General features: G+C 55.2%; 15 protein-coding genes and 1 tRNA gene. 8 read left to right on the top strand and 8 right to left on the bottom strand.

What is annotated here, in order from left to right; all coding sequences use genetic code 11:
* The first annotated feature begins 32 nt into the window (after positions 1-32).
* The 3 genes from TH5_RS13950 to TH5_RS13960 are packed head-to-tail and all read left to right on the top strand — an operon-like array spanning position 33 to position 1,398.
* Positions 33-347 carry an ArsR/SmtB family transcription factor gene (locus TH5_RS13950; RefSeq protein WP_244204921.1) on the top strand — a complete coding sequence of 105 codons (315 nt, stop codon included), beginning with the start codon at positions 33-35 and terminating at the stop codon, positions 345-347.
* Positions 344-721 (top strand): SRPBCC family protein, encoded by a 378-nt coding sequence (locus tag TH5_RS13955; protein WP_208638452.1) that lies wholly within the window; start codon positions 344-346, stop codon positions 719-721. The genes TH5_RS13950 and TH5_RS13955 overlap by 4 nt, the downstream gene beginning before the upstream one ends.
* A 41-nt stretch (positions 722-762) precedes the next feature.
* The gene (locus TH5_RS13960; protein ID WP_114122378.1) at positions 763-1,398 is read left to right on the top strand and encodes an ATP-dependent Clp protease proteolytic subunit; all 636 of its coding nucleotides are present in this window, start codon (positions 763-765) and stop codon (positions 1,396-1,398) included.
* 9 nt (positions 1,399-1,407) lie between these two features.
* On the opposite strand, the gene TH5_RS13965 is transcribed toward TH5_RS13960, so the two are convergent.
* The 3 genes from TH5_RS13965 to TH5_RS13975 all read right to left on the bottom strand — a co-directional run bounded on the left by TH5_RS13965 (position 1,408) and on the right by TH5_RS13975 (position 2,665).
* Positions 1,408-1,683, bottom strand: coding sequence for a DUF3572 domain-containing protein (locus TH5_RS13965; RefSeq protein WP_114109502.1), 276 nt, complete (start codon positions 1,681-1,683; stop codon positions 1,408-1,410).
* A gap of 57 nt (positions 1,684-1,740) precedes the next feature.
* Entirely contained in the window at positions 1,741-2,133 is a 393-nt protein-coding gene (locus TH5_RS13970; protein ID WP_062951288.1) for a hypothetical protein, read from the bottom strand.
* Between the two features lie 443 nt (positions 2,134-2,576).
* A tRNA-Leu gene (locus tag TH5_RS13975) sits at positions 2,577-2,665 on the bottom strand.
* A 239-nt stretch (positions 2,666-2,904) separates the two neighbouring features.
* Between TH5_RS13975 and TH5_RS13980 the strand changes: the two genes are divergently transcribed.
* The 3 genes from TH5_RS13980 (at position 2,905) to TH5_RS13990 (ending at position 5,375) form a co-directional block, all read left to right on the top strand.
* Positions 2,905-4,302: a hypothetical protein gene (locus TH5_RS13980; RefSeq protein ID WP_244204922.1), complete on the top strand. Its 1,398-nt coding sequence runs from the start codon at positions 2,905-2,907 to the stop codon at positions 4,300-4,302.
* Positions 4,303-4,403: 101 nt separating this feature from the next.
* Positions 4,404-5,093 carry a 5,6-dimethylbenzimidazole synthase gene (bluB, locus tag TH5_RS13985; protein ID WP_114122379.1) on the top strand — a complete coding sequence of 230 codons (690 nt, stop codon included), beginning with the start codon at positions 4,404-4,406 and terminating at the stop codon, positions 5,091-5,093.
* Between the two features lie 30 nt (positions 5,094-5,123).
* A complete protein-coding gene (locus TH5_RS13990) occupies positions 5,124-5,375 on the top strand; it encodes a hypothetical protein (protein ID WP_062951286.1) in 252 nt (83 codons plus the stop codon).
* A 49-nt stretch (positions 5,376-5,424) separates the two neighbouring features.
* On the opposite strand, the gene TH5_RS13995 is transcribed toward TH5_RS13990, so the two are convergent.
* The 4 genes from TH5_RS13995 to TH5_RS14010 form a co-directional block, all read right to left on the bottom strand.
* Positions 5,425-5,766, bottom strand: a complete 342-nt coding sequence (locus TH5_RS13995) for a hypothetical protein (protein WP_114122380.1) — start codon at positions 5,764-5,766, stop codon at positions 5,425-5,427.
* 82 nt (positions 5,767-5,848) lie between these two features.
* Positions 5,849-6,610, bottom strand: coding sequence for a competence/damage-inducible protein A (locus TH5_RS14000; RefSeq protein ID WP_114122381.1), 762 nt, complete (start codon positions 6,608-6,610; stop codon positions 5,849-5,851).
* 58 nt (positions 6,611-6,668) lie between these two features.
* Positions 6,669-7,100, bottom strand: a complete 432-nt coding sequence (mutT, locus tag TH5_RS14005; RefSeq protein ID WP_114122382.1) for an 8-oxo-dGTP diphosphatase MutT — start codon at positions 7,098-7,100, stop codon at positions 6,669-6,671.
* Between the two features lie 89 nt (positions 7,101-7,189).
* On the bottom strand, positions 7,190-8,683 hold the full coding sequence (locus tag TH5_RS14010; protein WP_114122383.1) for an ankyrin repeat domain-containing protein: 1,494 nt from the start codon (positions 8,681-8,683) through the stop codon (positions 7,190-7,192).
* 92 nt (positions 8,684-8,775) lie between these two features.
* Here TH5_RS14010 and TH5_RS14015 point away from each other — a divergent pair, with 92 nt between their 5' ends.
* Positions 8,776-9,651 (top strand): alpha/beta hydrolase, encoded by an 876-nt coding sequence (locus tag TH5_RS14015; protein WP_114122384.1) that lies wholly within the window; start codon positions 8,776-8,778, stop codon positions 9,649-9,651.
* Between the two features lie 82 nt (positions 9,652-9,733).
* On the opposite strand, the gene secA is transcribed toward TH5_RS14015, so the two are convergent.
* Positions 9,734-12,445, bottom strand: coding sequence for a preprotein translocase subunit SecA (gene secA, locus TH5_RS14020; RefSeq protein ID WP_114122385.1), 2,712 nt, complete (start codon positions 12,443-12,445; stop codon positions 9,734-9,736).
* 333 nt (positions 12,446-12,778) lie between these two features.
* On the opposite strand from secA, the gene TH5_RS14025 reads away from it, so the two are divergent.
* Positions 12,779-13,885, top strand: a complete 1,107-nt coding sequence (locus TH5_RS14025; RefSeq protein WP_114122386.1) for a hypothetical protein — start codon at positions 12,779-12,781, stop codon at positions 13,883-13,885.
* Positions 13,886-13,913: the final 28 nt, after the last annotated feature.

Here is a 13,913-nt window from a genome sequence, read left to right on the forward strand (position 1 = left end):
GACACATAAGTCCGTGCTTATGTGTCTGCATGATGGAAAACGACATATTCAAAGCACTGGCCGATCCGACCCGGCGCACAATTTTTGAAAAGCTGGCCAGCAGCCAAAGCATGAATGCCAGTGCCCTTCGCAACGGTATGAGCATCAGCCAGCCTGCCATGTCCCAGCATCTGGCCGTGCTGCGCCAGGCAAAACTGGTGGACGAAGAACGACAGGGGCGCTTCGTCCATTACCGGGTCAATCCCGATGGGCTGGCGCTGATTGTTCAATGGGTCGCCCGATACAGCACCTTCTGGCCTGACCGGATAGACGCCTTGCGCCAGACCCTAAAGGAGATGGACCAGTGACCGACAGCAAGACACGCACTGCCAAACCCGCAAAGCCGACAGCTTCCCGTCACCTTGAATTTGAATTCAGACTGGATGCGCCAAAGGAAAAGGTCTGGCGGGCGATCAGCATTCCCGAAATTCGCGAAAGCTGGTTACCCGGCACCAATTTGCGCAATGCCAAACCGATACGGCAAATTCCCGGCGAAGAAGTGACCTATCAGATGCGTGATCCCTCCCCGCCTTACCTGGAAAGCGTGGTGACCTTTCACCTCGCGCAAACCGGCGAAAACAGCACATGCCTTCGCATCATCCATCAATTGACCGATGCAAGATGCCTGACCCCGGCCAAGGCCGCCAACAGCAATAGTGCGGAAATAATGTGCGCGGCCTGACGCCGCCTCACCCGATCCCTTTTCGAACCCGGAGCCCCTCGATGCGCGACATGATGCAACTGATCCCGATGGTGGTTGAACAGACCAGCGCGGGCGAACGGTCCTTTGACATTTTTTCGCGACTTTTGCGCGAAAGGATCATTTTCCTCAATGGCGAAGTAAATGACACCATCTCATCGCTTGTCTGTGCGCAATTGCTGTTTCTCGAAGCCGAAAACCCAAAAAAACCGATCAACCTTTATATCAATTCCCCGGGTGGCGTCGTCACCAGTGGCATGGCGATGTATGACACGATGCGCTACATAAAGGCGCCTGTTCATACCCTATGCATGGGCACCGCACGGTCCATGGGATCGTTCCTGCTGATGGCAGGCGAACCGGGCCACCGCGCTGCCCTGCCCAATGCCAGTATCCATGTGCATCAACCGCTGGGTGGTTTTCAGGGCCAGGCATCGGATGTGCTGATCCATGCCGAAGAAATGCGCCTGACCAAACAGCGCATGATCTCGCTTTATGCCAAACATTGCGGTCGCAGTTACGAGGAAGTGGAACGCACGCTGGACCGCGACCGTTTCATGACCGCAGATCAGGCTCTGGAATGGGGTCTGATTGATCAGGTACTCGAACATCACGGTGCCAATGACGATGACGCAGCCAGATCGACAGCAGACACCTGATCTGACGCATTAATCCTGCCAGATCGGCCCGCCCGAGAGGATGATTTGCGCCCGCGCCGGGTCTTCCGGCGCATAACCACTATCGTCGACAAAACGCATCAGGAACGGCTCGTGCGACATTAAAAAGTCAATCGCACCCAATTGGACTTCATTGCTGGTGATCCCGGCTTTCAGATCATCAAGCCCCATACCGGTCTGGGCAAAAAGCCCTTCAAGCAACTCGTCATCGCCCGCAATATGGGCAATTGCCCGAATGGCCAGAGTTTCAGCCGCTTCCTTGTTCATCGTCCCCCATCCTTTATCACGTCCTTTATCGCGACACCTCGCCGTTTGCCGACACGGTTAGCTGAACCACTTGGCCTTGGCCAAGGCACGCCAGACAACCAGTCCGGCAATCACGATCAGAATGCCGCCGATCATGCCAAAATTCTGCCCCAGCAAGACAACGAGTCCCCAGAACCCGATGGTTCCGAACCCGACCGCAAGTGCCAGAAACGCTGATTTCGTAAGACTGTCCTGATTCTTCTGGGCGGCTTCTGCACGTTTAAGTTCGTCAACAATCTCGTACCAGGCAATCTGCTGCCAGCGCGAATATTTAAGCCCCTTGCGCGGGCCCTTGCGCAGGAACTCGTCAAGCTGCTTGACGATATTGGCCGCACGTTCCTCGGGCACGACATATTTGCCGAACCGCTCTTTTTTGCGCGGGCCTTCGTCTTCACTATCGATATCGTTCACCCAACCACTCCGAAAGCTGCCCGTTTTCAGGCCATGTCATCGGTCATAAGCATTTCTGATTTATATCCGGTAAATCCGGAAATGCTGTGAGAATGATCGCGCAGTACCTCATGTCCCGCAAAAGCTTGCAGGAAAACAGATAACCACAGACATCAATAGTAAAGAGTGGAGGTATTCTGACTCGTTCAAACGCGCGCTTTCCCAGACCGCATCTGCGGTCCGAGACGCGCATCGGTACTTACCTCAGGCAACAACCAGTGCACTGACAGCAATCAAGCCGAATACAAAAAGATGGATCATCATTTGCTCCTGTCGCAAAGGGACATCGGTCCCGGTCAAACGCACGCATGTTGCGTTTGTTCCTGACCGATACGTTGCAAAACAGGTTATTTGATGGCGCATCTCACCTGATCACAAAGGACTGTTTGATAATCGGATGAAAATGGTGCGGGCGGCCGGACTTGAACCGGCAAGGTCTTTAAGGACCGGCGGATTTTAAGTCCGCTGCGTATACCAATTTCGCCACGCCCGCAAAGCGCTCAGAAGGTTGGTGTTCCAACCGGCAGAACAGGGTTCTAGCGCGGCTTTAAAAACGGCGCAATACCGGAATGCCCGATTTTGCCAATCCCGGAAAGCCCGACATGGGTGATGGCTGCAGAATGACGAATGCGGCATTGCGACATAATTGCCTGTCTTTCACCACATTACCCCCATTTTTCCCCGGCAAGGTTGCAATGATCCCATAAGAATCAATAGGCGATCCAGTTGACCGTGAAGAGGCACAGGTACATTTCACTGGCTATCTCAGCATGTCTGGCACTTGCCATGCTTGGCCTGTTGTTGCGCCACGAAATCATTCCCTATGCCAACGCCGAGGATGACGGCCCCAGCCGTCTTGACGCGCCGATCCTGCGAAGTGAAACAATCAACCGGTCTGCCAACCAGCAACGCCACCTCAATCGCCTCTATGACAAGATGGAGAAAGATCTCGTCGGAAGCACAATCGGCCCCCTTTTTCTCGATAATTCGATTCCTGCCCCGGCCCAGCCGCCAAATGCACTGGCACTTGGTACCGGTGATGCAACAACCATCGAAACATTTGGCGGCCGGTCCGCTCTGGCATCAATTGCCAAGAAACTTGATTTTGATACGGCAAATGGCACCTTCCCGAATCAGGCACGCCGCCGGGCCACTCCCATCAACATGTGGGTACATGGCAGCCAGACGAATATCGAGAATCGCATTGCCGATACCGGTTACAATCCGAACCTCAGCGGTGATGTCATCTCAATCGATACCGGGGTCGATTATCAGGTCGATGACAGCCTGATTATCGGACTTGGTGTCGGCTGGGGCAGCGTACTAAGCGAAGCCGCCGCAAGGCAGGTTTTATATCGGGAAAACAACGTTACATTTTCCCCCTATTTTGTATCGCGCATGACCGAATGGCTGAATATCCGCGGCAGCATCGGAATTGGCAGCAGCACCATCACCCAATCGGCACTCAATGGCGGTTCGGATGATCTCAGCTATGCCGAAAATCTCGACAGTTCGACATTGTCGAGCTCCATCGGCTTCGGCACGGAATATGATCTCGGCTTTCTCCCCCTCACGCTCAGCCTCGACGGTGATATCATCACCGCCCGCGAGGAATTTGAAAGCGCACGCGCGGTCGACGGATCACTGGTACCGGCACGCACGGCCTTGAACCAGATTTTCGATAGCACCGCCGAGGCACGCTATAACCTTGTTCTGGGCGATCATCGCCTTGTGCCCTTTGCCGGTCAAGATCAGGCCATCACCCTGATGAACCAGGGTTATGGCCGTTCCACCAATCGCCGCTACTTCGCCGGGACCGAATATGCCTATGACCCGTGGCAGATCGGGGCATCCGTCGAAGGCTTCCGCGAATTTTCACCAAATTCCGATGCGGTCGAGGGTATAAGGTCGGAACTCAGTCTGCGTTCGGAATTGCCCTATGGCTACGGGGTCCTGAGCCCCTACCTGACAAGTGAAAACACCAGCACCTATTCGCAAATGGGGGGGGGTATCACCCATAACTGGGGTGGCATTCCCGGTCAGATGAGCCTTGAGGTACAGCGAAAACTGACCTTCGAAACCGAACACAACAACCTGTCTGGCCTGATGACGATCCATTTCGATTTCTGATGTTTCCGCGCCTTGCCGGCATCTTGTGGCTTGGCGTTACACCCCTGTCCGGTTAGGGTGCACAAAGAATTCGAAACCGCCCAGACCAGCAGGTTCGCGCCATGACACAATCCGATCGCGATGCGCCCGATACGCCCGACGCGACAGATACACTGACCCCGCCGGTGTTTGATCGCGCCTTTCAAAAGCAGTTCATCGATCTGCTTTTGTGGCGTCGTGACGTGCGGCGTTTTCGCACCGACCCGATCCCGAGGGACGACATCGACGGCCTGATCAGGGAAGCCTGCCTTGCACCATCTGTCGGCAATTGTCAGCCATGGCGCTTTGTAAAGGTCAACGATCCAGACCGCCGCAAAGCCATCCGCGACAGTTTCGAACGCGCCAATCAGCAGGCGCTCAACGACTATCACGGCGAACGTGCCAGACTTTATGCGTCCCTGAAATTGCAGGGCATGGATCAGGCCCCCGTGCAGCTCGCCGTTTTCGCCGACGAGGAAACCGAGGCCGGCATGGGCCTTGGGCGCAAAACCATGCCCGAGATGCTCGATTATTCTGCCGTCGCCGCCGTACAGCTTTTGTGGCTGGCCGCGCGCGTCAAAGGCATCGGGGTCGGCTGGGTTTCGATCCTTGAACCCGAAACGGTTCTTAAAACGCTTGAAGTCCCGTCACATTGGCGTCTGATCGCCTATCTGTGCATCGGCTACCCCGAAGAGGACCATGTCGTTCCCGAACTCGTCCGCGAGGGTTGGCAGGATCGCATCAATCCTGCTGACCTGACGCTCGAACGCTAACACCAAATCCGATCATCAAAGGAAATCCCGATGACCGCCGACAAAGGCCAACCAACCAATCCAGAACAACCCGCAAAAAAGGGGCTCCCGAATGGTCATTACTTCAAGATCATGGGCTATCTTCTGACAGCGGCATGGGTTGGTTACATTCTGGCAATTTCCGGGGGTGATACCACGCACCCGATGTTTGACTATATCTTTGTCGTCCCGCTGGCATTCTGGATCGGCGGCATGATCATCGCCAAAATACTGCGTTCACGCAGTGGTGCGGACCGGCCCTGATCGCGATCCCGCTAGATAACAAAAGGCGCTGAAATCAATAGCGCCTTTTTTATGATCCGTTCCGATCGTCACGATGCTTTCTTCGTTCGTCGTCATAGCTGTCATTATCGGAAAACCCGCCCAGATTCATGATTCCGATGCCAAGGCTGATACCGCCAAACGTGATGAACAACCCGAAAAACAGCAGCATGATAAAGATCGGCGCATCACGTGATGCCGTGGCCAGGCTGTAAATCCCGCCAATATCAAAAAACAGCACCAAGGCACCAAATACCAGCGCCCCGAACCCGCCATAGGCGGTATGTTCGATCATGAACTTGATAATGGAACGGGCCTCGCGCGCAGCCTTGCTGTTGCGAATTTCATCCGTGTCGTTTGACTTGCCGGTCATGCTAGTTCCTCCAACGCGACATCATCGGATTGTCATAGCCGGAATTATAGCATCGCCAAAATGATCAATCGCAATCCACGCGTTACGAAACCGCGCCGCTATCCTCGATAACCTCGCGGCCCTGCTCTATGATCGCAGCCCGGATGCGCTCGGATGCCAGATCAACATCCTTGGCTTCTTCGCCCCGCACCACAAGCGTCGTGCCCAGTTTCCCCTCGCGCAGGAACGGATAGGATCCGATATCGGTATCGGGGAAATCATGCTGGATCTCGCCCAGCACCTTGGCAATCGTGCCTTCGGGGATATAACCGCCAACCGACCGCGAAACCATTGGCCGCCCGCCGATAAGCTGGTGTTTGATCCCCTGGAACATCGCCTGCATGATCATGGGTACACCCGCCATGACATAGACGTTTTCCATTCGGAACCCCGGCGCCTTGGACACCGGGTTCTGCACCAGTTCCGCACCAACCGGGATATGCGCCATGCGAAGCCGCGCCTCGTTCAGGTCGGCGGGATTTTCATAATGGCTTTTGAGCAATTCATGCGCTTGTGCATTCAGTTCAATCTCGACCCCAAAGGCCCGCGCAACACAGGGGGATGTAATATCATCATGGGTCGGGCCGATGCCGCCGGTGGTAAAGACATAATCGAACTTTGCCCGGCACTCATTGACCGTTTCGATGATCGTGGTTTCGATATCGGGAATCACCCGCGTTTCTGCCAAGCGAATGCCAAGCTTGTTCAGTTCTTCCGCCAGATAAGGCAGGTTCTTGTCATGGGTTCGCCCCGAAAGGATTTCATTACCGATAATGATCAGACAGGCCCGAACCGCTTCAGACATCACAACCCCGCAAACTTGAATTCGTCATTTGATACGACCGGCAATACCGGCCGGATCGTTACAGAAAATCGCGCAACATCGCCACCAGTGGCACATCGGCTGGCGGCATCGAATAATCACCCAACCGGATCGGTCGCACCCATTTGACCTGCTGGCCTTCCATCGGGGTAATCTCCCCCTTCCAGACCCGGCACAGATAAAGCGGCATCATCAGATGGAAATCATCATAGGTAAATGATGCAAAGGTAAAAGGTGCCAGACAGCTTTCGGTGATATCAATGCCAAGCTCTTCCTTAAGCTCGCGCACCAATGCCATTTCCGGCGTCTCGCCCGCCTCGACCTTGCCGCCCGGAAACTCCCAAAGCCCCGCCATGGATTTGCCTTCGGGGCGTTGGGCGATCAATACACGATGATCGGCATCCACCAGCGCCACCGCACTGACAAACACCGTTTTTTCGGGGATTTTCCCCTGCCGCAGGTCCACCGACATGCAGCCTCTATCTGGATTCTGAATACTCATGCGATTGTTTTATCCTGCAAGTCTGCTTTCGCCAAGTGCCGCATTTGACCGAAATCGGCTCAGCCCTTTTGCCCGCCCAGCAATCGCAAAATCATCGCACGATCTTCGCTTGAAACCACCACGTTCCCCGGCAAATCTTCCCGCCCGATCAGGTGATCGCGCACCGAAAATCCTTCGTCATCAACCGCATTGGTCTTGGCCCCGACCGCAACCAGCATCTTTACGATCTCGGCATCCCCCGTGGCGGCCGCATAATGCAACGCTGTTCGTTCCCCATGGCGGGGATATTCCCATTCATCCGTGGCATGTGTCCGCGCCTGAACATCCGCCCCCTTGCCCAACAACCATTTTACCGCCGGGCCATTGCCCTGCTGGGCGGCGGCCATCAAGGCGGTTTTGCCAAAATCATTGCGCGCCTCGATATCAGCGAAATAGCCATTCTGCGACAAAATATCGAGGATTTCCGCACTATCGGATCGCATCACCGCAACATGCAATAGCGGATCAATGCCACCATAAACCGCACATCGGGCAAACAGGTTTCCATCCTGCCCCGCACCGCGCGTTGCCGTCGCCACGATATCCGCAACCGGGCGGTTTTCGATTAACATCACCCGCATCATATTAACCGGTACCGGTGTATCGCAATCGGCCCCATACACCACGGAAAACAGGGTATCGCGGGCGATTTTAACCGCCATATCCCGGCTTTCGCCGCGTGAAACCCAATAGGTAATCAACGCATCCTGCGCCGGTATCCGTACGGTTTCAATCGCGTTGAATACATCCCGGTTGGCGGGTGAAAGATACGACCAGACCTCGAACGGCTTGCGTGATCCCGCCGGGGCAGACGGCAATTCATCAGGCTTTAGCATCGCCATCTCAAGATCGTGACTTTGCCCCGCCATATGCGCAAAACGTATCGTTCCGTTTTCCGGGGCAAACATATCCCCACTGGCCAGATAAGCCGCATCAACATAGGCATCCATCAGCGCGGTTGGATAGCCCGCAACCGCCCCGCGCCCCCATTGGCACCCCGAACGCGGCATGAAATTGTCGCGATTGCCGCCCCATGTCGGTCGGGTTGCATCCAGAAGCCCCGGCTGTCGCTGCAAAATCGCACAGGGAATGGCGTAAAACGCGGAATCCGTATTCGCATAACCGCTGCTCGTCGCCAGCGTGATCGTCGGCAACAGGCTTTCAATTGATCCGTCAAAGCTTTGCAAGTCCCCCAGCACACTACGTTCCAGCTCGTCAGTCAACGGAATGACGTCTTCATTGACCCGGTCCTGCAAGGCGGCAATTTCACGATCGCGTGCCGGGCTCTGGTCCTTGAACGCATATAAAAACAATATCCGGTCCAGTAATCCGACACCGTCCGACCGGCCCTTAACCGCCTTCTCTGCGGCTTGCGGATTTTCTGCCATACCGGCAACCGCAGCTTCATAAGCCTCATTGTCATTGTCTGCGAATGCCGCGGATGAAAAGGCGATCAGAACCGGCATCACAACCAGCGTTCTTGCCAAAGTCATCAAACCCGAATTGCGATGCACGTCTAACACCCTTGAAATGAAACAAATCCCGATGGCGGGCTTTTGCGTATAAGCTGTAAACCCAAATCGATAATATCTGTTTTACGGTGACAATGCGCGTACTCAAACTGACGGCAAATGCCCTGATCGCAGCCCTGTTTCTGGCGGCCTGCGACAAACTCGCCGCATTCAATCACCTTCAGGCCGGGGACTATCACCCGACCGTTGCAGACCTGCAATACGGGGATGCGGACCGCCAGAAACTAGATATTTATCTGCCGCCGGATCGCTCAAAACCGGCCCCCCTGATCGTCTGGTTTTATGGCGGATCATGGGATTCGGGTGACAAGGCAAAATACGCCTTCGTCGCCAAACGCTTTACCGAAATGGGCTACGCGGTTGCCATCCCCGATTACCGGCTGGTGCCCGAAATCCGTTTCCCGGAATTCATCAAAGACGGCGCCGGGGCCCTCGCCTTCATGAAGCAGTACGGCGATCAGCATCCCGATCGCATCACCGCCATCCCGATGATATTGGCCGGTCACTCTGCCGGGGCCTATAACGCGGTTCAACTGGTGGCCGATCAATCCTATCTGGCCTCCGTCGGCATGTCGTCCAACGACATCGCAGGCATCATCGGGCTTTCCGGCCCGTATGATTTCTATCCCTACGATGTTAAGGCAACCCGGATTGCCTTTGGCGAAACCCCTGCCGCCCAAAGCCAGCCGGTCGAACAGGACCTGTCACACATGCCGCCGATGCTTCTGATCACGGGTACGCGTGATCATACGGTCTACCCCCGCAATTCCCGTCGATTGGCGGAACTCGCCCCGGATGCAAAACTGATTGAAATCGACGACACTGGCCACGCCGGAACTCTGATCGCACTGGGCAGTATCCTGACAGAAAACCGGGCTGTGCTTGATCCCATTCGGGAATTTCTGGCCGCACGGAAGATACAAACTGCGCCCTTGCTTTCGACACAGTAACAAGCTCATAGACCCAGCCTGATAAAAGAAAACGCGCCGTTTTAAACGGCGCGTTTTGCAAATCAAATCCACATAGTTTGGCTTACGCCAGCTGACCGTGGCAATGCTTGTACTTTTTACCCGACCCACACGGACATGTGGCGTTACGTGCAACACGGCCCCATGTCGATGGATCGTTGGGGTCAACATTGCCCGATGCCGCACGCGAATGGACCGTTGCACTGTCACCACCTTCAGCCGCCATGGTTTCGGGTTCCGGGTGATTTTCGTGCATTTCCTGCGGTGCGCGGCGCGGTTCAAGGTCTTCCGGGCGTGGGGTGGACTGCAATTCAACATGCGACAGCATCTGGGTCACACGTTCACGCAATGTCACCAGCATGCCTTCAAACAGGTTGAACGCCTCGCGCTTGAACTCGTTTAACGGATCGCGCTGGCCATAGGCGCGAAGACCAATGCCCTGACGCAGGTGATCAAGCGCCAGAAGATGCTCTTTCCAGGTCTGATCCAGCAGCTGAAGAACAAGGCTCTTTTCGACCTGGCGCATGATATCCGCGCCATAATTGGCAACCTTGGCTGCCATCTTGCTTTCAACCGCCTGTTCGATCCGCTCGCGCATGACTTCGACATCAATGCCTTCTTCCTTGACCCAGTCGGTCACCGGAAGATCAAGGCCAAACAGACGCGTGCATTCTTCATGCAGGCTGGCCGCTTCCCACTGTTCCGGATAAACCTTTTCAGGGCAGTATTTGGTCACGAGGTCTTCGACGACTTCGCTGCGCATGTCAGCCACATCTTCGGCAACATGCTTGGCCTGCATCAGATCGCGGCGCTGTTCATAAATGACCTTACGCTGGTCATTCATGACATCATCGAATTTCAGCACGTTCTTACGAATGTCGAAGTTGCGCGCCTCGACCTTCTGCTGTGCCTTTTCAAGCGCCTTGTTGATCCACGGGTGATAGATCGCCTCGCCTTCCTGAAGGCCAAGCTTCTGAAGCATCCCGTCCATGCGCTCCGACCCGAAAATACGCATCAGATCATCTTCAAGCGACAGGAAGAATTTCGAACCACCCGGGTCACCCTGACGGCCGGAACGACCGCGAAGCTGGTTATCGACACGACGAGATTCATGGCGTTCGGTACCGATCACGAACAGACCACCGGCATCCAGAACCTTCTGCTGATCGGCCTTCACTTCGGCCTTGATCCGCTCGATCCCCTCGGCACGCTTTGCATCGTCGTCGATATTGGCAAGCTCGATCTCGGCACGCATTTCAACGTTGCCGCCAAGTTTGATGTCGGTACCGCGACCGGCCATGTTGGTTGCAATCGTGATCGCGCCCGGCGCACCGGCCTGTGCCACGATGAACGCTTCGCGTTCATGCTGCTTGGCGTTCAGGACCTCGTGCGGGATTTTGCGTTCTTTCAGCAACGCGCCAAGAATTTCCGATTTTTCAATCGAAACCGTGCCGACAAGGGCCGGCTGGCCGCGCTTGTGGCAATCTTCCAGAAGATCGGCAATCGCGTTCCATTTTTCCTTGGCCGTCCGATAAATTTCATCATCGGCGTCTTTACGGGCAATCGGGCGATGGGTCGGGATTTCAACAACCTGAAGGTTATAGATTTCCTCGAACTCTTCGGCTTCCGTTATCGCCGTACCGGTCATCCCCGCAAGCGTCGGGTAAAGACGGAAATAGTTCTGGAAGGTGATCGAGGCCAGAGTCTGGTTTTCGTTCTGGATCTTGACCTTTTCCTTGGCTTCCAGTGCCTGATGCAGGCCATCGGAATAACGGCGGCCTTCCATCATACGACCGGTGAACTCGTCAATGATCACGACCTTGTCGTCCTTGACGATGTAATCGGTATCTTTCTGGAACAGCTTGTGCGCCTTAAGCGCCTGATTGACGTGGTGCACCAGATGCACGTTGGCAACGTCATAAAGCGTCCCTTCCGTCAGGATGCCCATCTGCTGCAAAAGCTGTTCGGCATTCTCGGTACCATCTTCGGTCAGGGTGACGGCGCGTGCCTTTTCATCCTTCTCGTAATCGTCTTCGGTCAGTTTCGGGATCAGCGCATCAATCGCGCGATACAGTTCCGAACTGTCTTCGGCCGGGCCGGAAATGATCAGCGGCGTACGCGCTTCGTCGATCAGGATGCTGTCAACCTCATCGACGATGGCAAAGTTGAACGGGCGCTGCACCATGTCTTCAAGGCGGAACTTCATGTTATCGCGCAGATAATCAAAGCCCAGCTCGTTATTGGTGGCATAGGTAATGTCGCACGCATAGGCCGAACGACGCTGGTCATCGGTCATGCCATGCATGATCACGCCAACGCTAAGCCCCAGGAAGCCGTAGACCTGCCCCATCCATTCCGCGTCACGACGCGCAAGGTAATCGTTGACCGTAACAACGTGAACGCCCTTGCCTTCGATCGCGTTCAGATAAACCGGAAGGGTCGAAACAAGCGTTTTACCTTCACCTGTTTTCATCTCGGCGATCTTGCCAAGTGTCAGAACCATGCCGCCCATAAGCTGGACATCGTAATGACGTTCGCCGCGGACACGCTTGGCTGCCTCGCGAACGGTAGCAAATGCGTCAGGCAGAATATCCTTCAGAGTCTCGCCCTTGGACAGACGTTCGCGCAGCCAATCGGTACGGGCGCGCAGTTCGTCGTCACTAAGCTTCTCGACTTCGGGTTCCAGGGCATTGACTTGCTCGACCGTGGCCCGCAGGGCTTTGACTTCACGATCGTTAGCTGAACCGAAAATTTTCCGGGCAATTACGCCGAGCATTAAAACGTTCCTGAACAAATGAAAAAACAGTTATGGGGCAACGGCTATATACCGAGGCCCGATCACAGATAGAACCCTGTCTGCCATCTGTCAACGGAACGAACCAATATCACTAATGTTCGCGCAGTCATGCTCGAAAAATAGTTTGCTCGCGAAGACCGCCCGTTACAACCTGTGACTGTGCTTGCGAATTGCACTTCCTTCATGCTTGAGGAAATCGCAAAAAACACGTATGCTCGGTGTTCAACTTTGAATTAGAGAGCAAGTAGCTCATCTTTTTCGCGACATATCAGGGTTCTCTGCCTTGCGCGAAAGAAGCCTCAGGAGGAGGAAATGGTGGATTTCTCCACGCTTAATCCCTTTCGACAGGGACAGTCTTCACTGACCGATGCGCGTCAGCCGATTGCCACATCCGGGAATCCGTCGGGTACTGGTGCGGCACAGACCGGCTCGAAACAGCATCCGGTTGTTGATCCTGTTGATCTGTCCGAGGATGCGGTTGCCGCACGCAATGCGGATAAAAACCCGTTGCAGGCTGCCGGTTCAAAATCCCTGAAATCCGAACCGATGACCACCGATGAACTTTTCGCCAAGGCGCTCGACGCCGCCCTTGAGCTGATCAAGGATGACATGGTCGAAATGTTCAAACTGGCCGGAATGGATGACAAGGAAGCCCTTGCCGCGACCAACGCGATGTTCAAGGGAATCCGCGAAATGGCTGCTGATGACGGCCAGATCGATTTCTCCTTCCAGCAGGCCATCGCCAGCCATTCCCGCACCGAAATCTCTTATGCCGGGGCGAATGGTGCCGGTGTCGGGGTTTCCGAGTCCGCGATGATGGCGATGCAGTCTCTTGATATCAACATCAACAGCGAAACCGGCGAATTCTCGTTCAATTACGAGGCATCCAAGGTCCAGATCGTCAGAACCGAAGCCGTTGCCATCGGCAACAGCATGGGGGCTGCGATGGGTGCGCTTGGCGCAGTTATGAACGGCCTTGGCGGCGGCAATCTCGTCGATATGCTGGGTAATCCGGCCAGTGCGGGCAATGGCGGCCTTCTGTTTGACATGGAAGGCAGCGGAGTCGCCGAATTCATCCGCGATCTGATGCTTGATACCACCGGTGCCGCACCGGCAGCCGACGACGGCAAAGAAAATGCAGATGGCACAACCGAAGACGCCAGCATGCAGGAAATTCTCGCCAGCCGCATGGCGAAACTCAATGCCCAGATCATGGAACAGGCAACCCTGGTCGTACGTGGCGTAACCGAAACCATGGCCGAAGACGGTTCTGGTGATCCGATGCTGAAACTGTCGGTCGACATGCTGATGCCGATGGGCCGTTTCGGACAGGATGAAAACGGCGCCACTTTCCAGTTGCCGAACGGGGAAACCGTTTCCGTAATTGACCCAAGCCAGGAACAGGACGTTCTGGCCTGACCATAGCAGCACGGGATGGGGCCGTAGC

The sequence above is a fragment of the Thalassospira xianhensis MCCC 1A02616 genome (genome assembly GCF_003326475.1).
Lineage (GTDB): Bacteria > Pseudomonadota > Alphaproteobacteria > Rhodospirillales > Thalassospiraceae > Thalassospira > Thalassospira xianhensis.

Excerpts from the sequence above, each read along its gene's own strand:
- TH5_RS13950 (WP_244204921.1), top strand. The coding sequence starts at position 33 with ATGGAAAACGACATATTCAAAGCACTGGCCGATCCGACCCGGCGCACA.
- TH5_RS13960 (WP_114122378.1), top strand. The coding sequence starts at position 763 with ATGCGCGACATGATGCAACTGATCCCGATGGTGGTTGAACAGACCAGC.
- TH5_RS13965 (WP_114109502.1), bottom strand. The coding sequence starts at position 1,683 with ATGAACAAGGAAGCGGCTGAAACTCTGGCCATTCGGGCAATTGCCCAT.
- bluB (WP_114122379.1), top strand. The coding sequence starts at position 4,404 with ATGACACAATCCGATCGCGATGCGCCCGATACGCCCGACGCGACAGAT.
- TH5_RS13990 (WP_062951286.1), top strand. The coding sequence starts at position 5,124 with ATGACCGCCGACAAAGGCCAACCAACCAATCCAGAACAACCCGCAAAA.
- TH5_RS13995 (WP_114122380.1), bottom strand. The coding sequence starts at position 5,766 with ATGACCGGCAAGTCAAACGACACGGATGAAATTCGCAACAGCAAGGCT.
- TH5_RS14000 (WP_114122381.1), bottom strand. The coding sequence starts at position 6,610 with ATGTCTGAAGCGGTTCGGGCCTGTCTGATCATTATCGGTAATGAAATC.
- mutT (WP_114122382.1), bottom strand. The coding sequence starts at position 7,100 with ATGTCGGTGGACCTGCGGCAGGGGAAAATCCCCGAAAAAACGGTGTTT.
- TH5_RS14015 (WP_114122384.1), top strand. The coding sequence starts at position 8,776 with ATGCGCGTACTCAAACTGACGGCAAATGCCCTGATCGCAGCCCTGTTT.
- secA (WP_114122385.1), bottom strand. The coding sequence starts at position 12,445 with ATGCTCGGCGTAATTGCCCGGAAAATTTTCGGTTCAGCTAACGATCGT.
- TH5_RS14025 (WP_114122386.1), top strand. The coding sequence starts at position 12,779 with ATGGTGGATTTCTCCACGCTTAATCCCTTTCGACAGGGACAGTCTTCA.